Genomic DNA, 14,907 nt, shown 5'->3' on the forward strand with positions numbered 1-14,907 from the left:
CCCCCCCCCCCCCCCCCGCCACAGTGTCACTCTTACCGCGTGTTCTCAGACCACCAGATTATTCATCTCGCAGTACTCATCCCATTCCACACCCAGCACCTCGGCCGCTTCCTTGTGCAAGGCAACGCGCTGCGCCTCAAACTCTTCCGGCTTGCTGGTGTACTTGAGCGTCAGCTCCCAAGGCTGCAGGCCCTGGGCTTCGGCCTCGTCCTCGAATGCCCACTGGATCTGGTCTTTCTGATCATCGGCGGACAAGTCCTTGATCTCTTTCCGCAATTGCGGCGTTTCTTTGAGGTACTTTTCCAGGGCTTGTTCGTGTCTGGCTTCTTGGGATAATTCTTTAGCGGTCATGGCGTTCTCGCTGATCTGGGAATGGAAGATGGATCTGGATCATCAAGGATCTCTCTGACGCAGGAAGCCGTTGGAAGCCCGGTTCACCTGGCCTTCAGAACCATTCGTGGATCATCTGAAAACAAAGGTGCTTGCCTGTCTGGGACAAAAGAATCCTAACAGAGACGCGAGACAGTGCAACTACGGGAATCAAATGGAAGGACGTGAGGAGCTTGGGCAGAAGCCATAATCTCTTGCAAGAATCTGGTGCCCGAGACAGGAATCGAACCTGCGACCTTCGCGTTACGAGTGCGCTGCTCTACCGACTGAGCTACACGGGCGTGGCGCTAAACCTAGCATCGTCCCCGAGGGCAGGCAACCTGCCCTGAAGGGATTTTCACCACACAGCAAAACGCCCCGAACCAGTCGGGGCGTTTGCTTGTTCAGCAGTTAGACGATGGGGTGATTAAACGCCCGATGCCTTGGCTGCCGCGACGTCCTTGATGGACAGCTTGATACGGCCGCGGTTATCCACGTCCAGTACCAGCACTTCCACTTCCTGGCCTTCTTTCAGGATGTCGGTCACTTTCTCGACGCGAGCATCGCTCAGCATGGAGATGTGAACCAGACCGTCCTTGCCCGGCAGGATGTTGACGAACGCGCCGAAGTCGACGATGCGTTCAACCTTGCCGACGTAGATCTTGCCGATCTCGGCTTCGGCGGTGATGCCCAGGACGCGCTGGCGTGCTGCTTCTGCCGCTTCCTTGGTTTCGCCGAAGATCTTGATCGAACCGTCGTCTTCGATGTCGATCGAAGCCTTGGTTTCTTCGCAGATCGCACGGATGGTCGCGCCGCCTTTACCGATCACATCACGGATTTTGTCGGTGTCGATTTTCATCGCGATCATGGTCGGAGCATTTTCCGACAGTTCGGTACGGGACTGACCGATGATCTGGTTCATCTGGCCGAGGATGTTCAGGCGCGCTTCCAGGGCTTGGCCCAGGGCGATTTCCATGATCTCTTCGGTGATGCCCTTGATCTTGATGTCCATCTGCAGTGCGGTGACGCCCTTGGCGGTACCGGCCACTTTGAAGTCCATGTCGCCCAAGTGGTCTTCGTCACCCAGGATGTCGGTCAGGACGGCGAATTTCTCGCCTTCTTTGACCAGACCCATGGCGATACCGGCCACCGGCGCCTTCATCGGCACACCAGCGTCCATCAGAGCCAGGGAAGCGCCGCAGACCGAAGCCATCGAGCTCGAACCATTGGACTCGGTGATTTCCGATACCACACGAATGGTGTACGGGAACACGTCAGCGGCCGGCAGCATGGCCTGGACCGAACGACGGGCCAGACGGCCGTGACCGATTTCGCGACGACCGGCGCCACCCATGCGACCACACTCGCCCACCGAGAACGGAGGGAAGTTGTAGTGCAGCATGAACGGGTCTTTCTTTTCGCCTTCCAGGGTGTCGAGCAGTTGCGCGTCACGGGCGGTGCCCAGTGTCGCAACGACCAGCGCCTGGGTTTCACCACGGGTGAACAGAGCCGAACCGTGGGTCTTTGGCAGAACGCCGACTTCGATGTTCAGCGGACGCACGGTGCGAGTGTCACGACCGTCGATACGCGGCTTGCCGTTGACGATGTTTTCGCGAACGGTGCGGTATTCGATTTCACCGAAAGCCGCTTTGACGTCGCTGGCCGATGGCTGGCCTTCTTCGCCGGAGAACTTGGCAACGACCTGGTCACGCAGCTCGCCCAGACGCGCATAGCGGTCGGCCTTGATGGTGATGGTGTAGGCCTTGGAGATCGCTTCGCCGAACTCGGCACGGATCGCGCCCAGCAGCTCGGTGGCTTCTGGCTGAGGAGCCCAGGTCCAGGTTGGCTTGGCGGCTTCGGCGGCCAGTTCCTTGACGGCGTTGATAACCACCTGGAACTCGTCGTGGGCAAACAGCACGGCGCCCAGCATCTGGTCTTCGGTCAGTTCCTTGGCTTCGGATTCAACCATCAGCACGGCTTCGGAAGTACCGGCCACGACCATGTCCAGGCTCGATGCCTTCTGTTGCTCGTAGGTCGGGTTCAGCAGGTAGCCAGTGCTTTCGTGGAACGCAACACGGGCAGCGCCGATAGGGCCATCGAAAGGAATGCCGGAGATCGCCAGCGCAGCCGAGGTACCGATCATCGCAGCAATGTCCGGATCGGTCTTCTTGCTGGTGGAAACGACGGTGCAGACAACCTGCACTTCGTTCATGAAACCTTCAGGGAAAAGCGGACGGATCGGACGGTCGATCAGTCGGGAGGTCAGGGTTTCTTTCTCGGAAGGACGGCCTTCACGCTTGAAGAAACCGCCAGGGATCTTGCCCGCGGCGTAGGTCTTTTCCTGGTAGTGCACAGACAGAGGGAAGAAGCCCTTGCCTGGATCGGCTTGCTTGGCACCGACGACGGTCACCAATACGCTGACGTCGTCGTCAACGGTGACCAGCACTGCGCCGGAGGCCTGACGGGCGATACGGCCAGTCTCGAGGGTAACGGTCGACTGACCGAACTGGAATTTTTTGATTACCGGGTTCACGGTGTCCTACCTTCTTTGTGGCTCTTGGGGAACTTGTCTTCTTGCGAAATTCTTGGGCAATGACGGGAATCGGCCCGACGCCTGTCCAGGGTAAAACGTGTATCCAGATAAAACTTGAGGCTGGGAGCCTGCCATGCGCCAGCGGGAAACCCACTGACGTACGACAGACCACCAACCTCTAGCGCAATCGCTGATTAGCGACGCAGACCCAGGCGAGCGATCAGAGCGCTGTAACGGCTCACATCCTTGCCTTTCAGGTAGTCCAGCAGCTTGCGACGCTGGTTTACCATGCGGATCAGACCACGACGGGAGTGGTGATCTTTACCGTTGGCCTTGAAGTGACCTTGCAGTTTGTTGATGTTGGCGGTCAGCAGTGCAACTTGCACTTCTGGCGAACCAGTGTCACCAACAGCTTGCTGGTAGTCAGCTACGATTTGAGCTTTTTCTTGAACGTCGAGAGCCATGAGGCAATCCTTTTAGTCAGGAAACTGTTTCAAAGAAACAGCTTCAACAGGCCAGGGACAAATCCCTGTATCTATAAATGAGTAGTGACCGTGCCTGTTAACAGCCACACTCGCCAACCTGCTTTATGCAGGCTGGTTCCGGTCATTCCGACCGAATCAGTCGACGCGGCGCAATACGCCCGTCTTCGCTCACTTCACCGATACCGATGAAGCGACCGTTGTGATCCTGCACCCGGACCATGCCGAACTTCGGCGCATCCGGGGCGCGCACCGGCTGGCCATTGAGCCAGTAGAACGCGCTGTGTTCCGAGAATTGCAAGAGTGGCCAATCCAGCAAACCGCTGTCCGAAGGCATGAGGAAACGGTCGACCGCTTCGTTGCCGCCTTCGGCATGTACCGCTTCGAGCTCTTCCAGCGTGACCGTCTGGGCCAGGGTGAAAGGCCCGGCCTGGGTCCGTCGCAATTCTGCCACGTACGCGCCACAGCCGAGCTGCTCGCCGATATCCTCCACCAGGGTACGGATATAGGTGCCTTTGCTGCAATCCACGGCCAGCCGCGCAGTATTACCGTCAAAGGCCAGCAATTCCAAGCGCGCAATAGTAACAGAACGCGGTTCGCGCTCCACTACTTCGCCTGCACGGGCCAGTTTATACAGCGGCTGTCCATCGCGCTTCAAAGCGGAGTACATCGGCGGTATCTGACTGATTTGCCCGCGAAATTTCGGCAACACCGCTTCGACATCCGCCTGACCAACGGTCACCGGGCGCTCCAGCAAAACTTCACCTTCGGCGTCCGCCGTGGTGGTGGTCTTGCCCAGTAGTGCCAGGGTTTCGTAACCCTTGTCGGAATCGAGCAGGTACTGAGAGAACTTGGTCGCCTCGCCGAAGCACAGCGGCAGCACGCCGGTAGCCAGTGGATCGAGGCTGCCGGTGTGCCCGGCCTTTTCAGCATTGAGCAGCCAGCGGACTTTCTGCAACGCCGCGTTGGAGGTAAATCCCAACGGTTTGTCGAGCAGGATGATGCCGCTGACGTTACGACGGATACGTTTGACCTGAGCCACCGATTACTCCTTGGTGTCTTCGGGTTCAGCGGCAGCCGGATGCTGACTGTCTTCAGCGACGGCACGCTCGATCAGCGCCGACAGATGCGCACCCCGCACGACGCTTTCGTCGTAGTGGAAGTGCAGCTGTGGAACGCTGCGCAGCTTCATTTCCCGCGCCAGTTGCATGCGCAGGAAACCGGCTGCCGAGTTGAGCACCTTGATGCTCTGGGCGATTTCTTCGGCGCTGTCCTGACCCATCACCGTAATGAAGATCTTGGCGTGACCAACGTCACGGCTGACTTCAACAGCGGTAATGGTCACCAGGCCGACGCGCGGGTCTTTGACTTCGCGACGGATCAGTTGGGCCAGCTCGCGCTGCATCTGATCGCCGATTCGTTGGGTACGGCTATATTCTTTTGCCATGTCTTGTTACCTGTTACTGCCCCACGGTCAAACCCGTGAGGTCTGAAAGCGGCAAACGCCCGGCCTGGCAAAAGCCAGACCGGGCGTTGCGTTTAGAGTCCGCCAGCCAGGCAGCGCATATTCATGCGGCTGCCCGGTACGGCTCTTGAAGTACGCGAGTCAGAGGCTGCGAGCAACCTGGACCTTCTCGAAGACTTCGATCTTGTCGCCGACCTTGACGTCGTTGTAGCTCTTGACGCCGATACCGCATTCCATGCCGGCACGCACTTCGGAAGCGTCATCCTTGAAGCGGCGCAGGGATTCCAGCTCGCCTTCGAAGATCACGATGTCTTCACGCAATACGCGGATCGGACGGTTACGGTGAACGACACCTTCGATCACCATGCAACCGGCGATCGCGCCGAACTTCGGCGAACGGAACACATCGCGCACTTCGGCCACGCCCAGGATGTTCTCGCGAACGTCGCTGCCGAGCATACCGGTCAAGGCTTTCTTGACGTCTTCGATGATGTCGTAGATCACGTTGTAGTAACGCATATCCAGGCCTTCCTGCTCGACGATCTTGCGCGCGCCGGCATCGGCACGCACGTTGAAGCCGAACAGTACAGCGTTGGAAGCGAGGGCCAGGTTGGCGTCGGATTCGGTGATACCACCGACACCGCCACCGACAACGCGCACTTGCACTTCGTCGTTACCCAGGCCATTCAAGGCGCCGTTCAACGCTTCGAGCGAACCACGGACGTCGGATTTGAGGACGATGTTGAGCGTCTTCTTCTCTTCCTGGCCCATGTTCTCGAAGATGTTTTCCAGCTTGCCGGCGTGAGCGCGAGCCAGTTTGACTTCGCGGAACTTGCCTTGACGGAACAGAGCCACTTCACGGGCCTTCTTCTCGTCAGCCACAACGCTCATCTCGTCGCCAGCATCCGGAGTACCGTCCAGGCCGAGGATCTCGACCGGGATAGCCGGACCGGCTTCCTTGATTGGCTTGCCATTCTCGTCGAGCATGGCGCGCACGCGGCCATAGTTCGAACCGACCAGCACCATGTCGCCCTGACGCAGGGTACCGTCCTGAACCAGGACGGTAGCCACCGGGCCGCGGCCCTTGTCGAGACGCGATTCAACGACCACACCACGGCCAGGAGCCGAAGGTGTAGCGGTCAATTCCAGAACTTCGGCTTGCAACAGAACGGCTTCGAGCAGTTCGTCAACGCCGGTACCCATCTTCGCCGAGACCGGAACGAAAGGAGTGTCGCCACCCCATTCTTCGGAAGTCACGCCGTGGACCGACAGTTCGCTGCGGATGCGATCGAGATCGGCGCCCGGCTTGTCGATCTTGTTCACTGCTACCACCAGTGGCACGCCAGCAGCCTGGGCATGCTGGACCGCTTCGATGGTTTGCGGCATCACGCCGTCGTCCGCTGCAACGACCAGGATCACGATGTCGGTCGCCTTGGCACCACGGGCACGCATCGCGGTAAACGCGGCGTGGCCCGGGGTATCGAGGAACGTCACCATGCCACGGTCGGTTTCAACGTGGTACGCACCGATGTGCTGGGTGATACCACCGGCTTCGCCAGCGGCTACCTTGGCACGACGGATGTAGTCGAGCAGCGAGGTTTTACCGTGGTCAACGTGACCCATGACGGTCACGACCGGCGCACGGGAAACTGCTTCACCTTCAAACTTCAGGGACTCGGCCAGGGAATCTTCCAGGGCGGTGTCGCTGACCAGGGTCACTTTGTGGCCCAGCTCTTCGGCAACCAGTTGGGCAGTTTCCTGGTCCAGTACCTGGTTGATGGTGGCTGGCGTGCCCAGCTTGAACATGAACTTGATGATTTCAGCAGCCTTGACCGACATCTGCTGGGCCAGATCGCCCACAGTGATGGTCTCGCCGATCTTCACTTCACGCACGACAGGGCCGGTAGGGCTCTGGAAACCGTGGGCGTTGCGTTTCTTCAGCTTGGCCTTGCCGCGACCGCCGCGACGGAAGCCATCGCTTTCTTCGTCGGTGGTACGTGGCGCGACACGCGGTGCAGGCGCCTTTTCCTTGACCGAAGCACGATGAGGAGCGTTTTTGCGCTCGCCATCGCCACTGCCACGACGGTTGTCGTCGGCACGTGGCTTGTCCGGACGACGTTGTTCGTCGCGCTTGCGGGTGTCCGCCGGCGCCGGGGCAGCTGCCAGGACAGGAGCGCTTTCACGCACTGGCTCAGCTGCCGCAGGCGTCTCGACCACTTCGGCTGGAGCAGATTGCGCAGCAGCAGGCTGGCGACGCGCTTCTTCTTCGGCGCGACGCTTGGCTTCTTCTTCAGCCTTCTGACGTGCAGCATTTTCTGCCGCGCGACGTTCTTCCAGTTCGCGTTTGCGCTCGGCTTCGACTTCTTCCGGGCTGCGCTGTACGAAGACTTTCTTCTTGCGTACTTCAACGCTGATGCTTTTGCTACCGGCAACACGCAGGGTGCTGGTGGTTTTACGCTGCAGAGTGATCTTGCGCGGTTCTTCCACTTTCGCCTTGTGACTGCTCTTCAAGTGAGTGAGCAGGGACTGCTTCTCACTGTCGGTCACATGTTCCTCGGCGGCGGTGTGCGGCAGACCTGCCTCACGCATCTGCTGCAACAGGCGCTCTACCGGTGTTTTGACCTCATCGGCCAGTTGTTTCACCGTGACTTGCGTCATGCACTTCTCTCCTCAGGCCGCGCCTAATTACTCGAACCAGTGGGCTCGGGCGGCCATGATCAACTTGCCGGCACGATCATCGTCAATGCCGTCGATGTCGAGCAGATCGTCAATAGACTGCTCGGCCAGGTCTTCGCGGGTAATTACGCCGCGCACCGCCAGTTCCATCGCCAAATCCTTGTCCATGCCCTCAAGCGAGAGCAGGTCTTCGGCCGGATGGGCGTCTGCCAGCTTTTCCTCAGTAGCGATGGCTTTGGTCAACAAGCGATCCTTGGCACGAGCGCGAAGCTCGTTGACGATGTCCTCGTCAAAGCCGTCGATGTTGAGCATTTCCTCCACCGGTACGTAGGCAATCTCTTCCAGGCTGGTAAAGCCTTCATCCACCAGCACCTGCGCCAGCTCTTCATCGACTTCAAGCTCTTCGATGAAGTTGCGCAGGATGTCGCCGGTTTCAGCTTGCTGCTTGGCCTGGATGTCCGATTCGGTCATCACGTTCAGGGTCCAGCCAGTCAATTGGCTAGCCAGACGCACGTTCTGACCACCGCGACCGATGGCCTGAGCGAGATTGTCTGCGCCGACGGCGATGTCCATGGCATGGGCATCCTCGTCGACGATAATTGCCGCCACTTCAGCGGGCGACATGGCATTGATCACGAACTGAGCCGGGTTATCGTCCCACAGGACGATATCCACACGCTCGCCGCCCAACTCGCCGGATACGGCCTGGACGCGCGAACCACGCATGCCGATGCAGGCACCTTGCGGGTCGATGCGCTTGTCCTTGGAGCGGACCGCGATCTTGGCGCGCGAACCCGGATCACGGGAGGCGGCCATTACTTCGATCAGGCCTTCAGCAATTTCCGGCACTTCGATGCGGAACAACTCGATCAGCATTTCCGGCGCGGTACGCGACAGGATCAGCTGCGGGCCGCGGTTCTCGGTGCGGATTTCCTTGAGCAGCGCACGCAACCGCACGCCAACCCGGAAAGTTTCGCGAGAAATGATGTCTTCACGGGCCAGCAATGCTTCGGCATTGTTGCCCAGATCAACGATCACGTTGTCGCGGGTGACTTTTTTCACGGTGCCGGAGATGATTTCCCCCAGGCGCTCGCGATAAGCGTCGACGACTTGCGCTCGCTCGGCTTCGCGAACCTTCTGCACAATGACCTGCTTGGCAGTCTGTGCAGCAATGCGACCGAATTCGATGGACTCGATTTTTTCTTCGACGACATCACCCACCTTGGCGCCAGGATGCGTTTCCGCAACCTTGCTCGGCCAGGTTTCGATAGCCGGATCATCCAGGTCGGCCTCCTCGACTACCGTCCAGCGACGGAAAGTCTCGTAGGCACCGGTGTGGCGATTGATCTCCACACGCAAATCAACTTCGTCTTCGAAGCGCTTCTTGGTAGCAGTGGCCAGGGCCAGCTCCAGTGCTTCAAAAATAACGTTAGCCGGTACGCCCTTTTCATTGGATACCGACTCAACAACCAGCAGTACTTCTTTGCTCATCGTACGCCTCGCCTTTCGCAAGCCATTGGATCCGCGGGATCCGCAGTATCTGGCACGTATCAGTCAAAACTGGGAATAATGTTGGCCTTGTCGATCATATCGATCGGCAACAGGAACTCATGGTCATCTACCTGCACCACGACATCCTGCTCTTCCACACCGCGCAGAAGGCCTTGGAAGTTGCGTCGGCCTTCAAAGGGCGAGCGCAGCTTGATCTTCACTTGTTCACCGGCAAACAAAGCGAACTGTTCAAGAGTGAACAGAGGGCGTTCCATGCCAGGCGAGGAAACTTCAAGGGTGTATTCGGAGGTGATGGGATCTTCAACATCCAGCACACCACTGATCTGACGGCTGACGATGGCGCAATCATCCACCAACACGCCGCCTTCCTTATCGATATAAACGCGCAACAGTGAGTGGCGACCTTGAGCCGAAAACTCAATACCCCAGCATTCATAGCCAAGGGCCACGACCACCGGGGCCAACAAGGCCTGCAACTGTTCTAGCTTGCTCGACACCTGAACCCCCTCGTGCATGTATGTGCATGCCATGCAAATAAAAAAAAATGGGCGAATCGCCCATCCCTGAAACGCCGTCGAACAGCGGCGTTGTAAATGTCCAGCTAACAAAAAGCCCCTTGGAAGGGGCCCTGAAACTGGTTGCGGGAGCCGGATTTGAACCGACGACCTTCGGGTTATGAGCCCGACGAGCTACCAGGCTGCTCCATCCCGCGACAAAGCTGGGGCGGAAGTATACGACCGTTCCCTTACAGGGTCAATGTAACGCTTCCACCTACAAGAAAGCCCGCAATTGCGGGCTCTCCTGATAATTGGTACCGAGAAGGGGACTCGAACCCCTACACCCTATGGGCACAACCACCTCAAGGTTGCGTGTCTACCAATTCCACCACCTCGGCAATACAACGTGTGAAACCTTCTTACTTCTGCTCTTGAGCTGGAGGTACGTCAGTCGCCGGATTGGCCGACTTTTGCTCTTGAAGCACCGGGACATCATCAGAAGCCGGTTGTTGCTTTGGCGCTTCCAACACCGCTGGGTTTGGCAAACCTACTTGAGTCAGCTCATTAGCCTTCTCTTTAGCAAAGTAACCTAACCCTAAGCTGGTTATGAAGAAACCGGCGGCGAGTATAGCAGTAAACTTACTAAGAAAGGTAGAGGAACCTTGGCTTCCGAATACAGTATTTGAAGCACCTGCACCAAAAGACGCACCAGCATCCGCACCTTTACCCTGCTGCAGCAATACGAGAGCAACTACACCCAGTGCACCCAGCAGATGAAAAACGACTACGACTGTTTCCAGCATTTTTTCAGTTTCCCGCGGCGCGACAGATCGCACCGAACTCATCTGCATTCAGGGACGCTCCACCAATGAGCCCCCCATCGATATCCGGCATGCCGAACAGTTCGACCGCATTGGCCGCCTTCACGCTGCCGCCGTATAGAAGCCGCACACCTCGTGCCACTTCAGAATTTTCTTGCGCCAACTGCGCGCGGATGGCGGCGTGCACATCCTGCGCCTGTTGGGGCGAAGCAGTCAGCCCGGTGCCGATGGCCCAGACTGGCTCGTAAGCGATGACTGCCTTTGCAAACGCACCGACACCCAGGTCCTCGATAATGCTGCCCAACTGGCGAGCAACAACTTCGAGAGTCTTGCCTGCCTCACGCTGCTCGAGGGTTTCCCCTACGCAGAACACCGGAATGAGGCCACAAGCCTGCGCCGCAGCGAATTTGCGAATCAGGGTCTTGTCCTGCTCGCCCATGATCAGACGACGCTCGGAATGACCGACCAGGACCAGTGAACATCCTGCATCCACCAGCTGACTCGGCGCGATCTCACCAGTCAATGCACCCTGCATGGATTCCACTGCAGAGTTTTGTGCACCAACCGAAATCGACTTGCCTTTCAAGCCATCAACCACTTGGTTGATATACAGGCAAGGCGGGAACACCGCTACATCAACACCGCTTGGCAAGGCCAGGTTACGAAGGCCCTTGATCAGCTCAGCGACGCTGGCGCGGGTACCGTGCATCTTCCAGTTACCAGCTACCATAGGGCGACGCATGCTGTACCTCGTCGGTCAAAGTGGGCGCAGATGTTACCCAACCGATTCATGACTGGCAAGCCGAATTCAGGCAGAAACTTCAGTAACCAGCTTCGCCAGCTCTTCGGCATAACCGCGGACCTGTGCTTCATCCTCGCCTTCGACCATGACGCGCACCAAAGGCTCCGTGCCGGACTTGCGCAACAACACCCGCCCACGCCCGGCCATAGCCTGTGTTATGCGCTCGCCGGCCTGCTTGACCGTCGCATGCTCAAGAGGACTGACGCCTCCACCAAAACGCACATTGATCAAAACTTGCGGACACTTGCGCAGCGCCTGGCGCGACTGCGCCAGCCCTTCGTTACGGGCCTTGAGCGCCATCAGCACTTGCAGCGCAGCGATGATCGCATCACCAGTGGTGGTATGGTCGAAGCAGACGATGTGGCCGGAATTCTCGCCACCAATGACCCAGTTGCGCTCCAGCAATTCCGAGATCACGTAGCGGTCGCCGACATTAGCCCGTACGAATGGGATATCCAGATCCGCCAAGGCCAATTCAAGCCCGAGGTTGCTCATCAACGTACCGACCACACCGCCCTGCAGCTTGCCGCGACCATGCAGATCGCGCGCGATGATGAACAGCAACTCATCACCATCAACGACCGTACCGGTATGGTCGACCATCAACACCCGATCACCGTCGCCGTCGAAAGCGATCCCGAGATCGGCATGTTCGGCCAGGACCGCAGCCTGCAATGCCTCGGTATGGGTCGAGCCGCAATTGTGGTTGATGTTCAGCCCGTTGGGCTGGGCAGAGAGCACCACCACCTCGGCGCCCAACTCGCGAAAAACGCTGGGGGCGACCTTATAGGTTGCGCCATGCGCGCAATCGACAACGATTTTCAGACCGGAAAAACTCGTACCGGTCGGCACACTGCCTTTGCAGAATTCGATATAACGACCCGATGCATCGTTGATCCGCGACACTTTGCCGATCTTGCTCGACTCGACCACCGTCATTGGCGCATCCAGCAGCTCTTCGATCATCAGCTCGATTTCGTCCGGCAGCTTGGTGCCCTTGCCAGAGAAAAACTTGATGCCGTTATCATCATGAGGGTTGTGCGAAGCACTGATCACAATCCCTGCCTGGGCCTGGAAAGTACGTGTCAGGTAGGCAATGGCCGGCGTCGGCATCGGACCCAGCAACATCACATCGGCGCCCGCCGAGGTAAGGCCGGCCTCGAGAGCCGATTCGAACATGTAGCCGGAAATTCGCGTGTCCTTGCCGACCAGAACCTTGCACGCGCCCATCTTGCGGAACGCCATGCCGGCAGCCCAGCCGAGCTTGAGCATGAAATCAGGGGTGATAGGGTATTCGCCGACCCGACCACGAATACCGTCGGTGCCAAAATATTTCTTGCTCATAAGTGCTCCGTCATTCTTATTCGGCTGAATCCACAGCGTCGATCATCCGCACGACATCCATCGTTTCGGCTACATCGTGCACGCGCAAAATACGCGCACCTTTGGTTAGGGCCAAGGCCGCCAGGGCGAGACCGCCATACAGGCGCTCTCCCACTGGACGCCCCAAAGCATTGCCTATCATGCTCTTTCGCGAGACGCCAACCAACAGGGGCCGCCCCAAGGCATGCAAGGCTTCCATATGCTTGAACAAACTCAGGTTGTGAGCCAGGGTCTTGGCAAAGCCGAACCCGGGATCAAGGATGATCCGCTCGGCAGGAATGCCTACGGCAGCGCACTGGCCGAGGCGCTCGGCGAGGAAATCAGCAACTTCCCTGGTCACATCATCATAGTGCGGATCGTCCTGCATGGTCCCCGGCTCGCCGAGCATATGCATCAGGCACACCGGCAATCCGGTTGCCGCTGCTGCATCCAGCGCACCGTCGCGCCGCAAGGAGCGGACATCGTTGATCAGCCCGGCACCCAGGCGCGCCGCCTCGCGCATGACCGCTGGCGTGGAGGTATCCACCGAAATGATGACATCAAGCTCGCGGTGTATCCGCTCGACGATCGGCGCCACTCGCTCCAGCTCTTCGGTTGGCGAGACCGACCGTGCCCCGGGACGAGTCGATTCACCGCCGACATCGATCAGCGTTGCACCCGCTGCCACCATGGCCTCGGCATGTCGCAAAGCAGCGTCGAGCTGGCAGAATCTTCCGCCATCGGAAAAGGAATCGGGAGTGACATTAAGAATGCCCATGACATGCGCACGGGCCAAATCAAGAAACCGGTTGCCGCAAGGCAACCGGTTAGAGGACTGAACAGAAGTCATTACAAGCCTTAGACGTCGGCGGCCGGACCACCGATGGGCGTCTCGGGACGCTCACCCTGTACCGCTGGAGGCGTACCGGAGGTACCGGTGCCACCACCGGACCAGTCACGAGGCTCACGAGGTGTGCGGCCGGCCATGATGTCGTCGATTTGCTCGGCATCGATGGTTTCATATTTCATCAGTGCGTCAGCCATCGCGTCCAGTTTGTCGCGGTTGTCCGTAAGGATCTGCTTGGCCGTGCCGTAGCACTGGTCAATGATGCTGCGAACTTCCGAGTCGATCAGCTTGGCCGTCTCGCCAGAGAAGCTTGCATGCTGGCCACCGCCGCCACGACCCAGGAACACTTCGCCCTCTTCCTCGGCGTACATCAGCGGGCCGAGCTTTTCGGACAAGCCCCACTTGGTAACCATGTTCCGGGCAATCTGGCTTGCGCGCATGATGTCGTTAGAGGCACCCGTCGTCACGCCGTCAAAGCCCAACGTCATTTCCTCGGCGATACGGCCACCATACAGCGAACAGATCTGGCTGATCAGCGCACGCTTGGACAGGCTGTAACGGTCCTCTTCCGGCAGGAACATCGTCACACCCAGCGCACGACCGCGCGGAATGATCGAAACCTTGTACACCGGATCATGCTCAGGCACAACGCGACCGACGATGGCATGTCCTGCCTCGTGGTAAGCGGTGTTCTGCTTTTCCTTTTCCGACATGACCATGGATTTGCGCTCGGCGCCCATCATGATCTTGTCCTTGGCGAGTTCGAATTCCTTCATCTCCACGACACGCTTGCCGGAGCGAGCAGCAAACAGCGACGCTTCGTTTACCAGGTTCGCCAGGTCGGCACCGGAGAAACCCGGTGTGCCGCGAGCGATGACCGCCGGAGCAACGTCATCCCCCATGGGCACCTTGCGCATGTGGACCTTCAGGATCTGCTCGCGACCACGAATGTCCGGCAGCCCCACCACGACCTGACGGTCAAAACGACCTGGACGCAGCAGCGCAGGGTCGAGCACGTCCGGACGGTTGGTGGCGGCGATCACGATGATGCCGTCATTCATCTCGAAACCGTCCATCTCGACCAGCAACTGGTTGAGGGTCTGCTCGCGCTCATCATGACCGCCGCCCATGCCGGCGCCACGGTGGCGACCAACGGCGTCGATCTCGTCGATGAAGATAATGCATGGCGCGTGCTTCTTCGCCTGTTCGAACATGTCGCGGACACGGCTGGCACCGACGCCAACGAACATCTCGACGAAGTCGGAACCGGAAATGGTGAAGAACGGAACCTTGGCTTCGCCGGCGATTGCCTTGGCCAGCAAGGTTTTACCGGTACCCGGTGGACCCACCATCAGTACGCCGCGGGGAATGCGCCCGCCCAGGCGCTGGAACTTGCCTGGATCACGCAGGAATTCAACCAGCTCGCCGACTTCTTCCTTGGCTTCATCGCAACCGGCGACGTCAGCCAGGGTGGTCTTGACCTGATCTTCGGACAATAGTCGGGCCTTGCTCTTGCCGAAACTCATCGGCCCGCCCTTCCC

General features: G+C 58.8%; 13 protein-coding genes and 3 tRNA genes. All 16 read right to left on the bottom strand.

Annotated features, from left to right (window positions below):
* Positions 1-45: 45 nt before the first annotated feature.
* The gene (locus tag ACE04F_RS26585) at positions 46-351 is read right to left on the bottom strand and encodes a DUF6388 family protein (protein WP_486110568.1); all 306 of its coding nucleotides are present in this window, start codon (positions 349-351) and stop codon (positions 46-48) included.
* 244 nt (positions 352-595) lie between these two features.
* A tRNA-Thr gene (locus ACE04F_RS26590) sits at positions 596-671 on the bottom strand.
* Between the two features lie 125 nt (positions 672-796).
* A complete protein-coding gene (gene pnp / locus ACE04F_RS26595) occupies positions 797-2,902 on the bottom strand; it encodes a polyribonucleotide nucleotidyltransferase (RefSeq protein WP_486110569.1) in 2,106 nt (701 codons plus the stop codon).
* Positions 2,903-3,096: 194 nt separating this feature from the next.
* On the bottom strand, positions 3,097-3,366 hold the full coding sequence (rpsO, locus tag ACE04F_RS26600) for a 30S ribosomal protein S15 (protein WP_011332409.1): 270 nt from the start codon (positions 3,364-3,366) through the stop codon (positions 3,097-3,099).
* A 142-nt stretch (positions 3,367-3,508) separates the two neighbouring features.
* On the bottom strand, positions 3,509-4,426 hold the full coding sequence (gene truB, locus ACE04F_RS26605; RefSeq protein WP_486110570.1) for a tRNA pseudouridine(55) synthase TruB: 918 nt from the start codon (positions 4,424-4,426) through the stop codon (positions 3,509-3,511).
* A 3-nt stretch (positions 4,427-4,429) separates the two neighbouring features.
* Complete coding sequence (gene rbfA, locus ACE04F_RS26610) at positions 4,430-4,831, bottom strand: 30S ribosome-binding factor RbfA (protein WP_181287552.1); 402 nt, start codon at positions 4,829-4,831, stop codon at positions 4,430-4,432.
* A gap of 159 nt (positions 4,832-4,990) precedes the next feature.
* Positions 4,991-7,507 carry a translation initiation factor IF-2 gene (infB, locus tag ACE04F_RS26615; protein WP_486110571.1) on the bottom strand — a complete coding sequence of 839 codons (2,517 nt, stop codon included), beginning with the start codon at positions 7,505-7,507 and terminating at the stop codon, positions 4,991-4,993.
* A 27-nt stretch (positions 7,508-7,534) separates the two neighbouring features.
* Positions 7,535-9,016 carry a transcription termination factor NusA gene (gene nusA, locus ACE04F_RS26620; RefSeq protein ID WP_047229054.1) on the bottom strand — a complete coding sequence of 494 codons (1,482 nt, stop codon included), beginning with the start codon at positions 9,014-9,016 and terminating at the stop codon, positions 7,535-7,537.
* Between the two features lie 59 nt (positions 9,017-9,075).
* Positions 9,076-9,534, bottom strand: coding sequence for a ribosome maturation factor RimP (gene rimP / locus ACE04F_RS26625; RefSeq protein WP_053118762.1), 459 nt, complete (start codon positions 9,532-9,534; stop codon positions 9,076-9,078).
* A gap of 138 nt (positions 9,535-9,672) precedes the next feature.
* Positions 9,673-9,749: transfer RNA gene (locus tag ACE04F_RS26630), tRNA-Met, on the bottom strand.
* Between the two features lie 97 nt (positions 9,750-9,846).
* Positions 9,847-9,932: transfer RNA gene (locus ACE04F_RS26635), tRNA-Leu, on the bottom strand.
* Positions 9,933-9,953: 21 nt separating this feature from the next.
* A complete protein-coding gene (gene secG, locus ACE04F_RS26640; RefSeq protein ID WP_486110627.1) occupies positions 9,954-10,337 on the bottom strand; it encodes a preprotein translocase subunit SecG in 384 nt (127 codons plus the stop codon).
* A gap of 4 nt (positions 10,338-10,341) precedes the next feature.
* Positions 10,342-11,097 (bottom strand): triose-phosphate isomerase, encoded by a 756-nt coding sequence (tpiA, locus tag ACE04F_RS26645; protein WP_486110572.1) that lies wholly within the window; start codon positions 11,095-11,097, stop codon positions 10,342-10,344.
* Positions 11,098-11,163: 66 nt separating this feature from the next.
* Positions 11,164-12,501, bottom strand: coding sequence for a phosphoglucosamine mutase (gene glmM, locus ACE04F_RS26650; RefSeq protein ID WP_486110573.1), 1,338 nt, complete (start codon positions 12,499-12,501; stop codon positions 11,164-11,166).
* Between the two features lie 16 nt (positions 12,502-12,517).
* Positions 12,518-13,369 carry a dihydropteroate synthase gene (folP, locus tag ACE04F_RS26655; protein WP_486110574.1) on the bottom strand — a complete coding sequence of 284 codons (852 nt, stop codon included), beginning with the start codon at positions 13,367-13,369 and terminating at the stop codon, positions 12,518-12,520.
* Between the two features lie 8 nt (positions 13,370-13,377).
* Positions 13,378-14,907 (bottom strand): ATP-dependent zinc metalloprotease FtsH (ftsH, locus tag ACE04F_RS26660; RefSeq protein WP_486110575.1); only part of this gene is annotated, 1,530 nt, incomplete at its 5' end.

It is taken from the genome of Pseudomonas sp. AGC41, from assembly GCF_057334555.1.

Bases quoted from the DNA above. Each gene is read 5' to 3' on its own strand.
- ACE04F_RS26585 (WP_486110568.1), bottom strand. From the start codon at position 351: ATGACCGCTAAAGAATTATCCCAAGAAGCCAGACACGAACAAGCCCTG.
- rpsO (WP_011332409.1), bottom strand. From the start codon at position 3,366: ATGGCTCTCGACGTTCAAGAAAAAGCTCAAATCGTAGCTGACTACCAG.
- rbfA (WP_181287552.1), bottom strand. From the start codon at position 4,831: ATGGCAAAAGAATATAGCCGTACCCAACGAATCGGCGATCAGATGCAG.
- infB (WP_486110571.1), bottom strand. From the start codon at position 7,507: ATGACGCAAGTCACGGTGAAACAACTGGCCGATGAGGTCAAAACACCG.
- nusA (WP_047229054.1), bottom strand. From the start codon at position 9,016: ATGAGCAAAGAAGTACTGCTGGTTGTTGAGTCGGTATCCAATGAAAAG.
- secG (WP_486110627.1), bottom strand. From the start codon at position 10,337: ATGCTGGAAACAGTCGTAGTCGTTTTTCATCTGCTGGGTGCACTGGGT.
- tpiA (WP_486110572.1), bottom strand. From the start codon at position 11,097: ATGCGTCGCCCTATGGTAGCTGGTAACTGGAAGATGCACGGTACCCGC.
- glmM (WP_486110573.1), bottom strand. From the start codon at position 12,501: ATGAGCAAGAAATATTTTGGCACCGACGGTATTCGTGGTCGGGTCGGC.
- folP (WP_486110574.1), bottom strand. From the start codon at position 13,369: ATGACTTCTGTTCAGTCCTCTAACCGGTTGCCTTGCGGCAACCGGTTT.